This window comes from Pseudoalteromonas apostichopi, assembly GCF_030297135.1.
GTDB classification, from domain to species: domain Bacteria; phylum Pseudomonadota; class Gammaproteobacteria; order Enterobacterales; family Alteromonadaceae; genus Pseudoalteromonas; species Pseudoalteromonas apostichopi.
On sequence record NZ_AP028065.1, the window covers coordinates 2493397 to 2511184 of the forward strand.

15 protein-coding genes are annotated in these 17788 nt (G+C 41.2%); 9 read left to right on the top strand and 6 right to left on the bottom strand.

The window, feature by feature from the left end:
* Positions 1-12 precede the first annotated feature (12 nt).
* The gene (locus tag QUE86_RS11240; RefSeq protein ID WP_286257250.1) at positions 13-1554 is read right to left on the bottom strand and encodes a tryptophan halogenase family protein; all 1542 of its coding nucleotides are present in this window, start codon (positions 1552-1554) and stop codon (positions 13-15) included.
* Between the two features lie 91 nt (positions 1555-1645).
* Positions 1646-4594: a TonB-dependent receptor gene (locus QUE86_RS11245; RefSeq protein ID WP_286257252.1), complete on the bottom strand. Its 2949-nt coding sequence runs from the start codon at positions 4592-4594 to the stop codon at positions 1646-1648.
* A 301-nt stretch (positions 4595-4895) separates the two neighbouring features.
* Between QUE86_RS11245 and QUE86_RS11250 the strand changes: the two genes are divergently transcribed.
* Positions 4896-5507 carry a fumarylacetoacetate hydrolase family protein gene (locus QUE86_RS11250; RefSeq protein WP_130049582.1) on the top strand — a complete coding sequence of 204 codons (612 nt, stop codon included), beginning with the start codon at positions 4896-4898 and terminating at the stop codon, positions 5505-5507.
* Here the strand turns inward: QUE86_RS11250 and QUE86_RS11255 are convergent.
* Both QUE86_RS11255 and QUE86_RS11260 read right to left on the bottom strand, forming a co-directional pair.
* Positions 5458-6384: an ABC transporter substrate-binding protein gene (locus tag QUE86_RS11255; RefSeq protein ID WP_130049581.1), complete on the bottom strand. Its 927-nt coding sequence runs from the start codon at positions 6382-6384 to the stop codon at positions 5458-5460. The genes QUE86_RS11250 and QUE86_RS11255 overlap by 50 nt on opposite strands.
* A gap of 144 nt (positions 6385-6528) precedes the next feature.
* Complete coding sequence (locus QUE86_RS11260; protein WP_286257256.1) at positions 6529-7512, bottom strand: AraC family transcriptional regulator; 984 nt, start codon at positions 7510-7512, stop codon at positions 6529-6531.
* Positions 7513-7664: 152 nt separating this feature from the next.
* Between QUE86_RS11260 and QUE86_RS11265 the strand changes: the two genes are divergently transcribed.
* From QUE86_RS11265 to QUE86_RS11290, 6 genes are read left to right on the top strand one after another with little or no spacing between them, the layout of a single operon-like run.
* Positions 7665-8957, top strand: a complete 1293-nt coding sequence (locus QUE86_RS11265; protein WP_130049579.1) for a flavin-containing monooxygenase — start codon at positions 7665-7667, stop codon at positions 8955-8957.
* Positions 8958-9875 (top strand): bile acid:sodium symporter family protein, encoded by a 918-nt coding sequence (locus tag QUE86_RS11270; RefSeq protein ID WP_286257259.1) that lies wholly within the window; start codon positions 8958-8960, stop codon positions 9873-9875. It begins immediately after the preceding gene.
* Positions 9865-10806, top strand: coding sequence for an SDR family oxidoreductase (locus tag QUE86_RS11275; protein WP_286257260.1), 942 nt, complete (start codon positions 9865-9867; stop codon positions 10804-10806). Before QUE86_RS11270 ends, QUE86_RS11275 begins: the two co-directional genes overlap by 11 nt.
* Positions 10799-11593: an SDR family NAD(P)-dependent oxidoreductase gene (locus QUE86_RS11280; protein ID WP_250661707.1), complete on the top strand. Its 795-nt coding sequence runs from the start codon at positions 10799-10801 to the stop codon at positions 11591-11593. The genes QUE86_RS11275 and QUE86_RS11280 overlap by 8 nt, the downstream gene beginning before the upstream one ends.
* A complete protein-coding gene (locus QUE86_RS11285; RefSeq protein ID WP_286257262.1) occupies positions 11593-12318 on the top strand; it encodes a sulfite exporter TauE/SafE family protein in 726 nt (241 codons plus the stop codon). The genes QUE86_RS11280 and QUE86_RS11285 overlap by 1 nt, the downstream gene beginning before the upstream one ends.
* Before the next feature lie 49 nt (positions 12319-12367).
* The gene (locus QUE86_RS11290; protein WP_286257264.1) at positions 12368-14683 is read left to right on the top strand and encodes a TonB-dependent receptor; all 2316 of its coding nucleotides are present in this window, start codon (positions 12368-12370) and stop codon (positions 14681-14683) included.
* Positions 14684-14736: 53 nt separating this feature from the next.
* On the opposite strand, the gene QUE86_RS11295 is transcribed toward QUE86_RS11290, so the two are convergent.
* Both QUE86_RS11295 and QUE86_RS11300 read right to left on the bottom strand, forming a co-directional pair.
* Positions 14737-15789: an aldo/keto reductase gene (locus QUE86_RS11295; protein ID WP_130049574.1), complete on the bottom strand. Its 1053-nt coding sequence runs from the start codon at positions 15787-15789 to the stop codon at positions 14737-14739.
* Between the two features lie 12 nt (positions 15790-15801).
* Complete coding sequence (locus QUE86_RS11300; RefSeq protein WP_130049573.1) at positions 15802-16230, bottom strand: acyl-CoA thioesterase; 429 nt, start codon at positions 16228-16230, stop codon at positions 15802-15804.
* 153 nt (positions 16231-16383) lie between these two features.
* Here QUE86_RS11300 and QUE86_RS11305 point away from each other — a divergent pair, with 153 nt between their 5' ends.
* On the top strand, positions 16384-16590 hold the full coding sequence (locus QUE86_RS11305) for a hypothetical protein (RefSeq protein ID WP_054562678.1): 207 nt from the start codon (positions 16384-16386) through the stop codon (positions 16588-16590).
* 61 nt (positions 16591-16651) lie between these two features.
* On the top strand, positions 16652-17704 hold the full coding sequence (dinB, locus tag QUE86_RS11310; RefSeq protein WP_130049572.1) for a DNA polymerase IV: 1053 nt from the start codon (positions 16652-16654) through the stop codon (positions 17702-17704).
* Positions 17705-17788: the final 84 nt, after the last annotated feature.

Consider the following 17788-nt stretch of genomic DNA (forward strand, 5'->3'; position numbering starts at 1 on the left):
CTAATGCTGAGATTAAATAGGTTGTATGCCAAATTGCTGAATATGATTTAACAGCTCGCGGTTAGTTGGTAGTTGTTGTAATCCGCGTTTGGCTTGTTGTTGGTTAGCACTAAAGTGCTCAATAATAGCCGTTGGCATTGCAAGTACAGGGAATTGTGGTAGTTGTTTCATACCATAAAGTACATACTGGTAACTGGCCGCAGAGAAGACCTCTTGAGTGCGGTCAAAGTCGTTTAGCCACGGGCTTTGATATTGCCAAAGAGCTAAGTTTTCTTGCAGCTGCACAGGGATTGAGTTTGCCTCTTTATGAGCTTGCCAATAGGGGCTAGTGCGCTTTGACAGCACATAATGCAGCTTTAAAAACTCAATGATACGTTGCCAGCGATAATGGCATTGCTCATCAAAACGCTTTGCCAGTGTCGGCATTGCAGCACGATGAGTGGGGAAATTGGCAAGTAAATTATTAAGACCAAGTTCCACCATGACTAACGCTGAGGCTTCAAGTGGTTCAATAAAGCCTGCAGACATACCAATAGCTAAACAGTTTTTATACCAAAAACGGCGTCTATAGCCGGGGTTAAAACTGATTTCACGAAATGTCAATTCACTTTGTTCTGTGCCAGGCTGGGTTTTTGCAATGTATTGGCTAAGTGCATGTTTCGCATCTTCGCTACTGGCAAAGCGGCTTGAGTACACCATACCAAGACCACGGCGGCTTTGTAGGCCAATATCCCAAATCCAACCCGCATCTTGAGCAGTGGCTTTGGTATAAGAAAGAATCTCTTGTTGCGGGTTTAAATAAGGTACCTGAACGGCAACTGCTCGGTCGTTAAATAGCACATCTTGTTGCTCGATTAGTTCGATACCGTAATGCTGATGTAACAGCTTTGCGTGGGTGCCAGAGCAATCAATAAATATATCACCCGTGATAGCGCCATGATCGTGTGTTTGTAATGAACTAATATAGCCATCCTCATCACTATTGATGCTTTCAACATGGCTGACGATATGCTCAACTTTTAGTTTTGTAGTGCAGTGCTGTTGCAGCAGTATGGCAAACTTACCAGCATCTAAATGATAGCCATAGTTTGCTTCACCTTGATAGGCGCTATGTAAGTGGTTTTTCGGCGCTTTATGGTGATCGCACAAGTAGGTTTGGCTTGCCACTGCGTGACTAAAACTCACGGCATCTTTGTTGGCAAACCAGTAAGGTGCAATATTTAATTGCTGATAAGCCACCGGTAAGCTGAATGGGTGATAATAATGTGCGTCGCCTTCATCGTCGCACCAGCTATCAAAGCGTGAACCCTGTTTAAAAGACGCATCACAGCGTTGAATAAATTCACTTTCGCTAATGCCGATGGTTTTTAAGGTTTGTCGCATGGTTGGCCAAGTACCTTCACCAACACCTATAGTGGCAATATCTGGCGATTCAATTAGTGTAATGTGTGCGTTGTGAGTTAAGTGGGGTTGGGCAGCAATTAAGCCTGCAGATAACCAACCCGCAGTACCCCCACCTAAAATGACGACTTTTTTTACTTCATTCTGTTGCATGTTCAAGGCTACCTAAAATGCTATATAGACAAACTAGCATAATTGCGAAAAAAAAAAGCCGCTGTTGAGCGGCTTTTTTGACAACAAAATGCTAGAACGAGTAGCGGAAGCCGATGTTATAGCGCGCACCGTATTGGTTTGCACGTAACAGCTGCTCTGAGTAACGAACGTAGGTACGTTGCGTTTCGTCTGTAAGATTTAGACCTTCAACAAACACCGTTAGTTTTTCATTAACTGCGTAGTTCACATTGATATCCCACTGGCCGTAAGACTCAGTAAAGATAGGTGAAGCATGTTGGTCAAAGCCTGTTAAGAACTCATCACGCCAGTTATAAGAAATACGTGCTGATAAACCGTCTAAATCATAAATTGCTGAGAAGTTAGCTGAATCACTTAAACCAGGTAAAGCAAATTGATAGCCGATTGCATCTCGGTCAGCTTCAACATCACCAAATACGAAAGTCGCGTTGGCTGCAATACCAAAACCTGAATCACCAAACATATGTTGAGCTGCCAGTTCCCAGCCCCATAGATTTGCTGTTTCAACGTTGTTATCACGCGAAATGAAGAAGCTTGCGAGTGGATCTGTATCGTTACCAACGATAGACGTGCCTTCTTCTGTACCTTGGTTTTCGTTGATCTTATCGTGAATTGCTTGGTCAGATGGTTGCTCACCTGCAGCTGCTAAATCTTCACGAGCTTGCTCTGCACGATCACCAATGAATGGGTCAGTAATGCCGTCGATCGTTTCTTCAGTTGTAATATTAACTAAGAAGTTATCAACTTGCTTACGGTAGTAACCTGCTGATACATAGCTGCCTTCACCGTAGTAGTACTCAAGTGATAGGTCGATATTGTCAGCGGTATAAGGTTTTAAGTTTGGGTTACCTACAGCAACTTTTCGTTGACCAACTTTAGGGTTACCTAAAAATGACGTTGTTGAACGAAGCGCGCCAACTGGAGGGCGAGCAAGGCTTCGGCTGTAAGAGAAACGAGCGATGACGTCTTCAACTACCTCGATGTTCATATCGATGCTAGGTAAAAACTCTTTGCTGCTACCTTCACCATTTGAGAAAGAGCGCTCATCAGCGTAAATGTATGACCACTCGTTACCGTTAACCCATTCCATTGCAACAGCAGGGCGCTCTAAGCTGTTTGCTGTAACATCCGTTGATTCGTAACGTAAACCCGCAGTGATGTTCACTGGCATACCGTTGAACTCTGTTTCGAAGTTAGCTTGTGCGTATACGGCTGTTGTTTCTTCGCTGACACGGTGATCGTCATCGATTGGACCTGATTGCACCATACCATTTACATCAGCAGGCCAGCTACATGCACCAATGCCGCCATCTGGGTGATCACAGTCAATGCTTTCTGCAATCGCAACGATGTCATCAAAATCAGCATCATAATAGTAATTTAATAGCTTATCGCTACCACCGCCAGAGAAACCGTCAAGCAAACCTGAGCTATCTACTCGAGTGAACATGCTGTCATCGTACCAATCAGCAGAGTTTAACCACCAACCAGCAGCTAGCTGACCTGAATAAGCAGTCGTGGTGCGGAAGTCGATTTTAGTGTGTGACATACCAAAGTTAATGCTCGAAAGAGCACCGCTGTCCTCATTATACCAAGTACCTTTTAGTTGATATTGGTCAAGGTCATTCGTGTTAGTGTCTTTGTTTACACCGGCAAAAAGCGTCCCCATGTCGCTAGGTAAAATTTCTGCTTGGCCATTAGTTAAGGTCATATCGATTAGCGGAATTTCGCCTTTGCTGAAGTCAGCCATTTTTTCGTCGATATTGACGGTTGGGTTTTCACACCATGAACATGAGGTGTTACCGATGATCATAAATGCATCATGGCCAATACCAACACCGGCACTTTCTGCCGATGAGTTGTGTGCATCAAACTCAATGTTTAAGTTGTCTGTTACTTGCCAATCAATGTTTAAACCAAGCGATTTATTTTCGTTGGTTGTCGCGCCACGATTTAAGTTTGTAGAGTAGTCACCACCAATCTCAGTTACTTGAGTGTAAGTACCGTTTTCATTGATAGTTGCAGCACTTACGTTACCGCCATTATTGAACCAAACACCAAAGCTACGACCATCTTTTTCAAACTCAAGCTTTGAATACGTGTAATCGACTGTCGCTGTAATACGGTCATTAGGTGCATATTGCAGCACAAGTTGGCCATTGGTACGTTTACGTGAATTGTCAGAAAACGCGTAACCAGCATTCTGCGGATACCAAGTAGCACCATCAGCGCGTTGGTTGTTATCTGTGACAGCTAAATCAGGAGATGATGAAATATCAACATTTGGGATCCAGTTATCAACCGCCATTGATTGTTCACGGTTATCACGCTCTTGCACTGAACCTGAAATTAAGATACCAAATTTGTCATCGTTGAATGTGTTGCTGTAAATACCTGAAAGTTCAGGTGTTACATCGCTACCTGTTTCGTTTGATGTATCGTGAACGGCTTTTGCGCCAATCGATGCGTGTAGGCCAGGATTAGAGAGAGGTTTTGCAGTGGTGATATTAACGGTTGCACCAATACCACCGCTAGGGATATCAGAGCGAGCTGTTTTGTATACTTCAACACCACTCACACTTTCAGTTGCGATATCACCAAAATCAAATGAACGACCACCGGTTGTTGGCATTTGACGATTGTTAAGCGTTACTAAGTTAAATTCAGGACCAAAACCACGAACTGTAATTTTGCTACCTTCACCGTTACTTCGGTCAATAGACACACCGGTAATACGTTGTAAAGATTCAGCTAGGTTGGTATCTGGGAATTTACCAATATCTTCTGAAGTAATTGCATCAACAACACCTGCAGATTGACGTTTGATATCCATTGATTTTACAAGACTTCCGCGAATACCGGATACTTGTATTACTTCAATATCACTCGCTTTGTCGGGCTGTTCTTCGGCGACAGCTGAGTGAGGAACTAGCGCGCTTAGACCCATTGCCATAGACAGGCTAATAGCAAGCTGCTTTTTCTTGAAAAGTGTGTGGTTCATGCAAATCTCCAGATTTGGTTTTAAATAATGTTGTTGTCTATTTTTTGTAAGCGCTTACATTTTTTTCCAAAAAAAATCGCCGAACCCGATTTTATAAATGTAACCGCTTACATTACGTTATTGGAAAGTAAAACAATCGTCAATATAAATAACGAGTTAAGATCAGGGTAAATTTCTATGCTTATGTTATTATTAGAAATATTTTATAAGTAAGTTTCTGTTTTTTAGGTACAAATCCTGCGGGTTTAAGCTGGAATGAGAAAAATATAGTCTTTTACATTTGTTAAATTGAGGAGGTTGCGTGCAATCAGTAAAATGGAATGGTGATGTATTCACCTCAAGTAAAATTATTTGTGTTGGTCGTAATTTTGCAGCGCATATTGCAGAGCTTAACAATGAAACACCCGCTAGTATGGTGTTGTTTGCAAAACCAAATAGTGCCATCACAGATATGCTTAATAGTGAACACTTAGGTGAAGCTTTACATTACGAAACTGAGCTTTGTTTTTTAGTTAAAAACAAGCAACTGGCAGCGGTTGGACTTGGCCTCGATTTAACCAAACGTGAACTACAAAGCATACTTAAAGAAAAAGGCCTACCTTGGGAGCGTGCAAAAGCCTTTAATGGCTCAGCATTGTTTACTGAATTTGTCGCTGTTAATGACAGCTTGCATTATCAATTTAGTCTAAAGATTGATGGTAAAGAAACTCAACTAGGTGACACAAAGCTAATGTTGTTTAACGCTGAGCAAATTTTAGCTGAGATCAGTGAATTTATGGACTTAGAGGATGGCGATATAATTATGACAGGCACGCCTGCCGGGGTAGGGAAAGTCGCGGCTAATTCAACCTTTGCTGTAACACTTATGGATGGTCAACAGGAGTTACTATCTCATCAGTGGCAGGCTCTGTAAGTGGGTCTAAAATGTAGCGCTGATAATAAGTTGAAAACTCAGGAAAGCTTTGTTCGAGCCAAGTTCGTTGGCTTTGCTGGTATCTCTCACTTGGCAACACCTTGTTTTTCAGCGCCTCATTAATCTGTACAAGTACTTTTTCGGCATAATGATTAGGCGCATTCGTTGAGCAACCAATGGCGCCAAAAACAATACTCTGTGCTGGATTAACGATGGTGAGTTTTTGAATATTCTGTAGGTTTTGCTGGTTGTAATAATCAGCAACAAATGGGTAATCAATAGTGTAATCAATGTAGCCGTGTTCTAGCTGTGATAGCAGAGCAAAATTTGGGCTACTGCCGTTACCACTTAGTGCTGCACTTTCGTAGAGTTTGGTATTTTTCGCAATCTTATCTAATTTACTGCCAAACTTACGCGCACTATTTTGACCATAAATAAAATTAGCATCAGTGAATAAAGAGATTAGTGGCACTGGATCGCCATGTTTTTGTTTAATCTTTAATGATTTTTCTTCAGTACTTAAAACACTGAATGGTGGGTACACTGTGGTTGGGATTGAGTAAGTAACATGATTATTTTTTTTACCTCGATGGATCATACAGGCATAGCATGCCATTTTCCCGTCAGCGAGATATTTACTGCCACGCTTTTGCGGTAATATCACTTTGCTGTGGTTAATTTCGGGTAAGGCTTCAATCAACATATCTGTAATTTCATTGCATAACCCTCCATGGGGGTTAGCTTTGCTTTTCTCGATAAAGAAAGGCTTAGCATCATTTTCAAACCAGGTAATAGTGAGTTGTTCTGAGGCATCAGTTTTCGGGGCAAAGAACGCCCCCGCAACCACGCATAATACTTGTTTTATGTATTTACTCATCAACAACCTTGCAAGTTAAGTGCTAAGAGTAACTATACACTATAGTATTAGGAAGCGTGTAGTTTGAATAGATAAATGATGAATAAGTATTGGTTTTCGTTTAATCCAATTGCTTCGCATTGAAGAGCAAGTTCAAGCATTTACCTATTCATTTTCTAGTGTTTTTTTGTATTCTTTAAAGCCAACCCCTGTCCAACGTTTGAATGCTTTGGCAAAAGCACTTTCATCTACATAGCCAAAGTACAAAGCAAGGTGTGCTTGATTCGCACTACCTTGGCGTATCAACTTCTTGGCTAGTTCACAGCGAACTTCATCACTTAACTTTTTAAATGAGTAGCCTTTTTCAGCAAGCTTACGATTTAAGTGCCTTTCACTCACAGCCAATAAATTACTTATTTGTTCACGTTTTAAATTGGGTTGCTTAAGTAAAATTGCACTGACTTTATCAACATAACTCTGTGGTTGCAGTTGCTTTAGTTGTTGCTCTGCCAGTGATTGCATTTGTTGTTGCACAGCTTGATTAACGTTACGTTGTCGCAATTGCCAATCATCATCATGATAAATTAAGTAATTTTCGTTGGTGTTAAAAAGCAATTCGGCGTCTCCAAAAATGGCGCGATAGCTTGCTATATTCCCTTGCTGAGAATGCGTAAATGCAACCAACTTGGGCTTTATTGGTGCACCAGAGATCCATTTCGCGCCACAGGCAACACAGGCAAGAACTGCCTCTATCCTTATTGCTGTAGGAGTGCTAAAAAAGGCATCAAAAGTGACTTTCCAGCCATTTTTTGAATGTGATTTACTAAACTTACCACCTTCACCTATTAAGGCTGAATAGGCAATTAAGCTGTCGACAGCATCACCTAGAGTCGGACAACTAAATAGTAAGTAGCCGAGCATATCGTAACTATCGGGCTTTAAACTTAAGGCTATTTTAAGACCAAGTTCATTGTCATTTAAATCTGTCAAAGCTTGCCAAAGCGCATCTTGTAGCGCCATCGGCAGTCTTCCTTCACTTGGGAATTTTTGAATTTGCTGGCATAAATTAGCATCTAATTGTACATCTAACGCGGGAAGAATATGCAAAATAGCCTTGCTAAAGCCAGGTGTTACGCTGTTTGTAGTCATGTGTGTTCTTCTTATTGTTGTGTGATTTTTATAGCACAACTAAGAAATGATGTCTCGTTTTAACTGGTTTTTGTCCTGTCATCGCTATTACAAGTTTTTAAAAAATAGTTAATCTGGTTGTCACACTTTGATTTATCTATGTAGGAATGAGTATGCATCCATACGTTGTAATTGGCGCAGGCCCAATGGGTCTTTGTACTGTTCGTCGACTAGCTGAGACTGGCATTGATGTGATTGGTCTTGAAGCACACAGTGATGTAGGTGGTTTATGGGATATTAATAGCCCAACCAGCACCATGTATGAATCAGCTCATTTAATTTCATCAAAGAGAATGACCGAGTTTGCTGATTTTCCAATGGCAGAACACGTCGCAACATATCCAAAACATGATCAAATGCGTGAGTATTTTCAAGCCTACGCTAAACATTTTGACCTCTATAAGCATTACCGCTTTGGAGCATGGGTTTCTCATTGCGAGCCAGAAGGTGAGTTTTGGCGAGTTAGCTATGTGCAAAATGGCCTGCAAAAAGAAATTTTAGCGAGCGGTTTATTGCTCGCTAATGGTACTTTGCATCACCCTAACCGGGGACAGTTCAAGGGCTCTTTTGCAGGAGAGCAAATTCATTCAAGTGAATATCGAAGTGCAGGCTTATTTTCAGGTAAACGTGTTCTGATAATTGGTTGTGGCAACTCTGCGTGTGATATCGCAGTCGATGCGGTTCATCGTGCAAAATCTGTAGATATGGTGGTACGCAGAGGTTATTACTTTTTACCGAAATTTGTCGCAGGCAGGCCTACAGATACACTTGGTGGTAAAGTGCGATTACCGAATAAATTGAAACAAATAGTCGATGGTACATTAGTTAGGCTTATTTCAGGCAAACCAAGTTCATATGGCTTACCTGATCCAGACTATAAAATGTATGAATCGCACCCTGTGGTTAATTCATTGTTTTTACATCACATTGGTCATGGTGATATCAAAGTTAGACCATCAATTGCTGAGTTAACCGAGGAGGGAGCCGCGTTTACTGATGGCAATAAAGCTGACTATGATTTGATTTTAGAAGCAACGGGTTACAAGTTGCATTACCCGTTTTTAGACCAAGCCCACCTTAACTGGCAGGGGGATGCTCCTCGCTTGTATTTAAATGTGTTTAATCCATTACATCAAAACTTGTATGTGATGGGGATGGTTGAAGCAACTGGTTTAGGTTGGCAAGGCCGTGATGATCAGGCAAAGCTAGTTGCTAAAGTGATCCGAATGCAACTAGATAACCCTACTAAAGCGGCTAAGTTTGCTGAAAAAGTGAAGCGTAAAGCAGCTGTCAGAATTGACGGTGGTATGAATTATTTAGAGCTTGAACGCATGGCGTATTATGTTCATAAAGCTGACTACCTAGCGGCGATTAATGATGAAATGCGCCAATTAAAAATGGGATAAATGATGTCTCAAGCAAGCTTAATCACTTTAAACTTAATTTTGGCCATGATGATGTTTGGTATTGCGCTTAGTCTCAAACTTGCAGACTTTAAGCGTGTACTTAAGGCACCTAGAGGACCTATTACAGGGTTATTAGCTCAGTTTATTTTACTGCCGCTGATAACGTGGTTACTTACTTTAATGGTTCCTATGCCTGCTGAAGTTGCATTGGGACTTATTCTTGTTAGTAGTTGTCCTGGAGGTAGTTTTTCTAACATTGTTACTTTCTTAGCAAAAGGCAATACCGCGATGTCGGTAAGTATGACAGGAGTAGCAAGTCTTGCTGCAACTGTAATGACACCGTTTAATTTTATGCTTTATAGCAGTTTGAACCCAGATACGGCTGTGTTGCTGACCCAAATTAATGTCCCTGCAAGTAATATTCTTGTGATTGTTGCTCTAGTGCTGGCGTTACCACTAAGTTTGGGACTACTTGCTGCTAAATTGTGGCCTGTATTCGCAGCTCGTAGTGAACCCTTTTTTAGATTTATTTCTCTGCTTACCTTGTTCTTATTTGTATTAATTGCACTTACCAGTAATTGGTCCGCATTTATTGCTGGTGCCAGTATTTTTCTGCTGGCGGTGATTGTTCATAACGCGATTGCACTATTGGTTGGTTTTTCGAGTGCCAGAATTATGAAACTGAATAAAGCGGATACGCGTGCGATTACGCTTGAGGTAGGGCTGCAAAACTCTGGTCTAGGCTTGGGTATTATTTTTACTTTTTTCGATAATTTAACAGGCATGGCCATTATTGCAGCAGCATGGGGATGTTGGCATCTAATTTCAGGTATGGGGCTATGTTTTTACTGGCAACACCATGATCGTAAACACGGTATAAAGATCGCAAGTAATAAAGAGGTTCAATGTGGCTCATAAGATCATGATAACAGGTAGCCAAGGCTATATCGGCAAACGGTTAGTCGAGTCGCTATCAACACAGCATAAGCTGGTAGGTATTGATATTGTTGATCTCCCTCAAACTGGTTGTCATTACTATCAACTTGATGTGCGTGATACGCGACTCGCAGAAATTATGCTTGAACACAATGTTACACATGTTGTGCACTTAGCGAGTATTTTACAACCGTCTAAAGATGCCGTTCGAGACTTTGATATCGACGTCAATGGCACTCGAAATGTGCTTGAAGCATGTGTTAAGGCAAATGTGCAGCATATTACGGTAACGAGTTCTGGAGCTGCCTATGGTTATCACGCTGATAACCCTAGCTGGTTAACCGAACAACATCCGTTAAGAGGTAATGCTGAATTTGCTTATAGCCATCATAAACGCTTAATCGAAGAGCTATTAAAAAACTATCGATATACGCATCCGCAGCTAAAACAGTTAGTACTTCGCCCGGGGACTGTGCTTGGTAAAACTACTAATAATCAGATTACTGATTTATTTAATAAGCCAAGAATAATTGCCATTAAAGGCAGTGACTCTCCTTTTGTGTTTATCTGGGATGAAGATGTCTTAGCGATTATTTTACAGGGGGTTACAGAAAATCGTGAAGGCAGTTTTAATTTAGCTGGTGATGGAGCTATGGGCATAAAAGAAATTGCTAAAGCCCTAAACAAACCTGTCATTGAGCTTCCTGCTTGGCTTTTAAAACTCAGCTTACGGGTCGCGAAGCTATTCGGAATGACCCAGTATGGCCCTGAACAACTTAATTTTTTACGTTACCGCCCAGTACTTTGCAATCAAGCACTGAAACAGCAATTTGCCTACCAGCCACAAAAATCGAGTAAAGAAGTATTTGCTTTTTATCTCACTAATAACATTAAGAGGCATCCATATGATTAATCCATCGTTACCCGTTGCTGTGATTACTGGTGCGGCTTCTGGGTTGGGTTTAGATTTAGCAAAACAGTTAGCAACTCAATATCAATTAGTATTGATTGACCTAGACCTTAAGCTGTTGCAAGAGCAATGCGGACAAATAATTAATGCGCAATTATATGGCTGTGATTTAGCGAACAAGGACGAGCTTGATGAGTTAATAACGCAGATCAAAGCTAAGCATTGCTCAATAGCGTTACTGATTAATAATGCAGGGATTACGCATCGTTCTTTGGCTCGCATTACTCGTCCAGAGGTAATAGAAAAAGTAATGGCTGTTGATTACTTTGCGCCTGTACGTCTTGTGTCAGGCTTAATCGAACCATTACAGCAAGCACATGGCAAAATCGTAAATATCAGTTCTATGGCTGGATGGATGCCTGTTATGGCCAGAGCAGGCTATTGCGCAGCTAAATCTGCGTTACACCAATATTTCGAAACATTTCGCGCTGAAATGCGCCCAACGGGCGTGTCGGTGTTGATGGTATATCCTAGTTTTTTAGATACTCCGATTGATAAAAATGCATTAAATGGCGATGGCGGAAAAACCAACCATGCCCGCTCAATGGTTGGTAAAATGCGTACGAGTGACTGGATGGCAAAGCAAATTTGTGAGGCTATTCGACTTGATAAGCAACGGCTTTTCCCTGATAGATTTACATATTTTTCGGCGTTGTTATACCGCTTAATTCCAAGTTTATACATGCATTTTATGGCACGTAAATTTGCCAGTGAGTGGGAGGTTGCGTAATGGTTGTAATAGGCTTAGGGGCGGCTATTATTTTTGCCTTTGCAGTGGAAGCTATGACTGGCTTTGGTAGCATCGTTATTGCCTTAACAATTGCAGCATTATTTATGGATATTCAGCAAGCAATGCTGTTACTCGTGCCACTTAATTTACTAATGACTTCAGTGATGGTGTTTAAGCTGCGTGCGTATATTCAGTTGAATTTGTTAGCAAAGCAGATTTTACCTCCAATGCTGCTTGGCACAATGATTGGTGCTTTACTAACGCCTTATTTTCCAGCGCAATTAACAAAAGTATTATTTGCTTTATTAATCATTTGGTTTGCGGGACGTGCCATTTGGCAAGCGTCAGCTATGCCTTTGAGTAAGCCTGTACAGCTTTCCGTGATAGGTGGTGCAGGTATTACGCATGGTTTATTTGCATCAGGAGGGCCTCTTCTTGTATATGCAATGGCTCGCAGTGGTTTAGACAAAACTTCATTTCGCGCCACGCTTCTAACTATTTGGCTTATTTTAAATAGCTGTTTAACTCTTTGGTTTCTTATCTCAGGACAATTAGCAGGGCAGTTGGGCCACTTTCTAATGCTCGCCCCATGTGTTCTGTTTGGGGCGCTTATTGGTAACTACTTTCACCATACAATTAATCAAACACAATTTTTACGCTTAGTCTTTATCACTTTATTACTGCTTGGAGTGTTGCTGTGCTTAACCGCACTGTGGCAGTGGTAGTAGGTGGCTATGTAAATTGCTGAATATCAGCACTCTCTGAGGAATTTGAATGCACACAAAAACAAAAATTAATGCCATTACCTTAGGAATAATCTTAGCAACAGGTAGCATGGCTGAAGTAAAAGCAGCAGATGACAAAGAACTTGAAGTAATCTTAGTTTCGGCCCAAAAACGTGTTGAAAGTGTCAAGGATGTGCCTTTATCGATCACTGCCATATCGGGTAAAGAGCTACAAAGTAAAAACATTAACGATAGTGAGGAGCTGTCATCACGTATAGCAAACTTTAATATCAGTCAGTCAGGGCAGGGCTACAATATCACTATGCGCGGTTTAGGCTCTGGCCCAAACCAAGGTTTTGAGCAAACCGTGGGTACTTATGTTGATGGCGTTTATCGTGGTCGTGCTTATCAAATGCGCAGCGCTTTTGTTGATCTCGAACGCTTTGAAGTATTGAGAGGACCACAATCAACGTTATTTGGTAAAAATACCACCGCAGGAGCTCTGAATATAACGAGCGCAGCACCCACTGAGGAGCTATCAGGTTATGCAAATCTTAGCTATGAGTTGAATAATGGCAGTACTTTTGATGGTGCTATTAGTGGAGGCGTAACTGAACATTTTCAGGCTAGAGCAGCGGTAAAAGTAATTGACCAAGATGGTTATTTTTACAATACACTGCAAAAGCGTGATGAAGTTGGGCGCGATGGGGTTTTTAGTCGTTTAACTTTGACTTGGCAGCCTTTAGAGAGCTTGGATGTCTCTTTGAAGTATCAACATGACGAAGAAGATAATATTGGTATCACACCAAGCCAGCCAGTTGCAGAGCCTGTTTTATATAATGCGCCATTACCTGCCGTATTTGGGGATGTAAGTAGTTATGTAATCGGCGATAAGCTTAACAAAGGTTTGTCCACTTTAGGTGAAAATGAGCAAGGGGAGTTCAAGGCTGATTATTGGACTTTAAATGTTGAGTGGGATTTAAGCCAACACGTACTTAGTTCGGTAACAGGGTGGCAAGATTATACTATGTTGCAAAGTAATGATGGTGATCATGGCCCTGCACCTCTAACCTATCGCCAAGCGAGTGATGAAAGTTTTCAGCAGTTCAGTCAAGAGCTGCGTATTAGTTCGTATAATGATGGGCCGTTTAATTATATTGCGGGTCTATACTTTCAAACCACAGAACTCGACTTTTCTGAACTGTATCGAATTTATCCACTTAATGCGATAGGTCCACGTGATTATCAATCTGACAGCGATACACAAGCAGTATTTGCAAAGTTTGATTATCAATTTGCACCTAATTGGCAGGCATCATTAGGTTTACGATACTCGCAAGAAGATAAATCAGCATCAAGACGTTTAAGCATGATCGAGCTAAGCTCAGGTACACCTATCAATGATATGGCACAGGTGAATGTTCCAGCAACTTTGCAAGCAATGGGGTTACCTGCAGTTTTACCTACATCAATGTATTTAGGAGTTTTAAGCTCTCAACTAGGGCTTGAGCAACATCAAGTAAATGGTGAACGTGATGAAAATGAATTCAACCCATCGCTTTATATCTCCCGTAAGTTTGATGATGCAATGGCCTATGTATCAATGTCGACAGGGTCTAAAGCTGGTGGCTATGACGCGAGAGCTAATTTAGCATCAAATTGGCAATTTGAACCAGAAAAAGTAATAGCCTATGAAATGGGCGCTAAATTTACCTTGGATGACGGTGCTGCTGATTTGAATATCGCAGTATTTAGTATGCAGTTTGAAGATTTACAAACATCAACATTTGATGGTGTTGCAGGTTTTTATGTTGAAAATGGCGCTGAATCATCAAGCCAAGGCGTTGAACTCGATGGTCGTTGGTTAATTGCCGACAACTGGCAGTTGTCAGGCAATATTGCGTATCTTGATTTTAGCTGGGATGAGTTTACAGGTGCCAAATGTTTTAACAGTGCGATGTATCAACCATCAAACCTTGAAAGCTCAGGTAAAACCTGTGACTTAAGTGGTAAAACAGGGGCGTATGCGCCTAAATGGTCGGGCAGTATTAACCTTGATTATATTAAAGAGTTTGGTTCAGCGATGGAGTTTACTTTTAATCTTGAGAGTGAATTTAAATCGCGTTATTTCACTAATTACGATCTAAATCCATATACAGCGCAAAGTGGCTACGGCAAAGTCAATATGCGTTTCGGTTTAATGGATTTAGAGTCTGGATGGTCTGTTGCATTGTTAGGTAAAAATTTAACTGACAAGATGACTAGTAGCTACAGTACAGATATGTCGTTCGCACCGTCAGGAATGTATGCAACATGGGTTGAGCCAGGTAGAAGTATAACTTTGCAAGCAGGGTATCGATTTTAACTAAGTTCATTGTGTGGTTAAAGCCCTGCATAATTAACTGCAGGGCTTTTTACTTAGAAAGGCATTGGATAGTTTTTGAATACCTGTGCCACTTTTTCAAGGGCTTCATCTGTTAAGTCAATTGAAAAAGCATCGATATTTTCTTTTAACTGCGCCATAGATGTTGCGCCTATGATTGTTGAGCTAACGCCATCTACTTGATTACACCAAGCAAGTGCGAGTTGCGAAGGTGTTAAATTAAAGGCGTTAGCAATTTCAACATAGTCAGCAATCGCAGCTTGTGATTGTGGTGTGTCTCTGAATAGGCCATTACGTTGCACTAGTGTCCAACGGCTTCCTTCAGGACGTGCGCCATTTAAGTATTTACCACTTAGCATGCCGCCACCAAGGGGTGACCAAGGCAGATAAGCGATATCTTCGTGAATACATTGTTCTATTAAATATGGCCAATCTTTAGCGTGCAATAAACTAAATTCGTTTTGAATCGATACCATACGCGGTAGATTGTGTTGCTCACTTAAACGCAGGTATTGACTAATGCCCCAAGGGGTATCGTCCGATAAACCACAATGTTTAATCTTACCTGCCTTTACACAGTCATTCAGACCTTCGAGAATATCTAACATGCCAGCGATATTTTGCTCAGTGTTTGCCTCTGAAAAACGAACGATGCCAGGCCATTGTTTAGCAAAGTGTGGTGAAGTGCGGTTTGGCCAATGTAATTGGTATAAGTCTATAACATCAGTTTGGAGACGTTTAAGTGAAGCATCGACGGCTTCAACCACTGCCTGACGGGTAATGTCGCCTGCATCGCGTACCCAAGGTAAGCCGTTACCTGCAATTTTAGTTGCAATGACAAGGTCATCACGTTTGTCTTTATTACGCGCTAACCAATTACCGATGATCTCTTCTGTTTTACCGTAGGTGTCTGGAGAAGGTGGTACGGCATACATTTCTGCGGTATCAATAAAGTTAACGCCTTTATCTAATGCATAGGCGATTTGTTCATCGGCATCGGCTTGGTTGTTTTGCATACCCCATGTCATGCTACCTAAGCATACACGAGATACATCAATACCACTTCGACCAAGTGGGCTATATAGCATAATAGATCCTTGTTAATCGCTAGAATGGGCTTTAAGTGCAGTTAATAACTCATCATTTAACTGGGCTTTTTTACCCGTTTTAAAATTAAACATAACCACTTGTGATGAGCCAATTGTTGTTACTGTGTCTTGGCTCTCACTAAATACAGTGTAATGCATCATAAAACGATCTTGTTCAATATCACTAATCTTAACACCAACATGCACTGTATCAGGAAATGTCACCGGACGTTTATAGCGAGCATTGTTTTCGCTGATCACCGGGCCGACACCTGTTACTTGTAAATCTTTAAGAAAGCCTAGTTGAGTAAAAAAATCGATACGGGCTGTTTCAAAGTAGCGAAAATACACCACATTATTGACGTGTTGCAGGGCATCCATTTCACCCCATGCAACATTAATTTTTGTTCTGATAGGATGTTGTTCTATAAACGATTGCATAGTAAATCTTAGTTGATTGTGAGAAAACTTAGGTTAGCAATATGCTGCTTTTAGCTCAAGGAAATTAGAAAAGTCAGTAGATTGTGCTAGATTTATAAGTTCACGCTTACGTAAAGTGTGAGCAAAATGAACACACATTAAAGGACCTTAATTATGCAGCAACTAACCTTGAGGGTGATAAAGTGGATCGCACTTTTCATCTTACTTGCTCTAGCTTTGCTCTGTTATAGCATGGGCACAATGTCAGGATTTATCGCTTTAATTGTCGTGGGCTTGTTATTAGAAGCCGCGTTTTGGTTATTTGGTTCACGGCTTATCAGCCGTAAAAAGCCAAACCAACAAACAAGCCAAACCTCTTAGCTTGCACTCTCAGGAAGTTTAAATATAATAACTGTATATATAAACAGTTGTTATATTCCTGATGAAAAAATTCATTCATATCGATATGGACTGCTTTTATGCAGCTGTAGAGATGCGTGATAACCCCGCGCTTGCCAATGTGCCACTGGCTATAGGCGGTAATAGTCGTCGCGGAGTGCTTTCAACAGCCAACTATATTGCTCGTAAATATGGTGTTCGCTCGGCGATGTCTAACTATCATGCCAAGCAATTATGTCCTGATTTGGTTATCGTGCCTGGACGAATGCAGGTCTATAAAGAAATCTCAACGCAAATTCGAGCTATTTTTGCAAAGTATACTGACCTTATTGAGCCTTTATCTTTAGATGAAGCCTATCTAGATGTAACCGACAGTACTGCTTGTAGGGGCAGTGCTACGCTGATGGCACAGCAAATTCGCCAAGAAATCTATGATACGACGGGGTTAACCGCATCAGCAGGCGTTGCACCGATTAAATTTATTGCCAAAATTGCCAGTGATGAAAACAAGCCTAATGGTCAGTTTGTCGTATTGCCTGATCAAGTTGATGACTTTTTGGCGAGTTTACCGCTTGGCAAAATTCCCGGCGTTGGCAAGGTGACATTAGAAAAGCTGCAACTTAAAGGGCTTTACACAGGGGCTGATGTGCGCGCGAAAGGGGTTAACTGGATGCAGCAACACATTGGTAACTTTGGCGTGTCATTATATCAAAAGTGTGCAGGTGAATACGTTGGCAAAGTCTCGACTGAGCGAGTACGTAAGTCACTCAGTGTTGAGCATACCTATGAATACAATAAAAATAATTTAGACGAGTGTTTAAGCCAGTTACCTCGTTTGATGGACGAATTAACTCGTCGCCTTGATAAACAGCAACTAAGCAACTGCATCAATAAGTTATCGGTAAAAGTAAAATTTGCCAACTTTGTTGTTACCAGTGCCGATCAAAGCCACCACCAATTAGACGAACGCATTTTTGCTGAGTTAATGAGCAAAGCCTATGAGCGAGGTAATAACCAGCCAGTGCGCCTGCTAGGGATAGGTGTCGGAATAAAGAGCCAAGCGCATGAGCATTTTCAGCTGAGTATATTAGACTAAAGGTTAACACCTTGGTGCTTGAAAGTTTGTTAGTGTCTAGTTGGGGTGCTAGGCCTATCTAGTTCAACACCTTAGACAACATTA

Bases quoted from the DNA above. Each gene is read 5' to 3' on its own strand.
- QUE86_RS11290 (WP_286257264.1), top strand. From the start codon at position 12,368: ATGCACACAAAAACAAAAATTAATGCCATTACCTTAGGAATAATCTTA.
- QUE86_RS11280 (WP_250661707.1), top strand. From the start codon at position 10,799: ATGATTAATCCATCGTTACCCGTTGCTGTGATTACTGGTGCGGCTTCT.
- QUE86_RS11255 (WP_130049581.1), bottom strand. From the start codon at position 6,384: ATGAGTAAATACATAAAACAAGTATTATGCGTGGTTGCGGGGGCGTTC.
- QUE86_RS11265 (WP_130049579.1), top strand. From the start codon at position 7,665: ATGCATCCATACGTTGTAATTGGCGCAGGCCCAATGGGTCTTTGTACT.
- QUE86_RS11245 (WP_286257252.1), bottom strand. From the start codon at position 4,594: ATGAACCACACACTTTTCAAGAAAAAGCAGCTTGCTATTAGCCTGTCT.
- QUE86_RS11300 (WP_130049573.1), bottom strand. From the start codon at position 16,230: ATGCAATCGTTTATAGAACAACATCCTATCAGAACAAAAATTAATGTT.
- QUE86_RS11295 (WP_130049574.1), bottom strand. From the start codon at position 15,789: ATGCTATATAGCCCACTTGGTCGAAGTGGTATTGATGTATCTCGTGTA.
- QUE86_RS11285 (WP_286257262.1), top strand. From the start codon at position 11,593: ATGGTTGTAATAGGCTTAGGGGCGGCTATTATTTTTGCCTTTGCAGTG.
- QUE86_RS11305 (WP_054562678.1), top strand. From the start codon at position 16,384: ATGCAGCAACTAACCTTGAGGGTGATAAAGTGGATCGCACTTTTCATC.
- QUE86_RS11260 (WP_286257256.1), bottom strand. From the start codon at position 7,512: ATGACTACAAACAGCGTAACACCTGGCTTTAGCAAGGCTATTTTGCAT.
- dinB (WP_130049572.1), top strand. From the start codon at position 16,652: ATGAAAAAATTCATTCATATCGATATGGACTGCTTTTATGCAGCTGTA.
- QUE86_RS11270 (WP_286257259.1), top strand. From the start codon at position 8,958: ATGATGTCTCAAGCAAGCTTAATCACTTTAAACTTAATTTTGGCCATG.
- QUE86_RS11240 (WP_286257250.1), bottom strand. From the start codon at position 1,554: ATGCAACAGAATGAAGTAAAAAAAGTCGTCATTTTAGGTGGGGGTACT.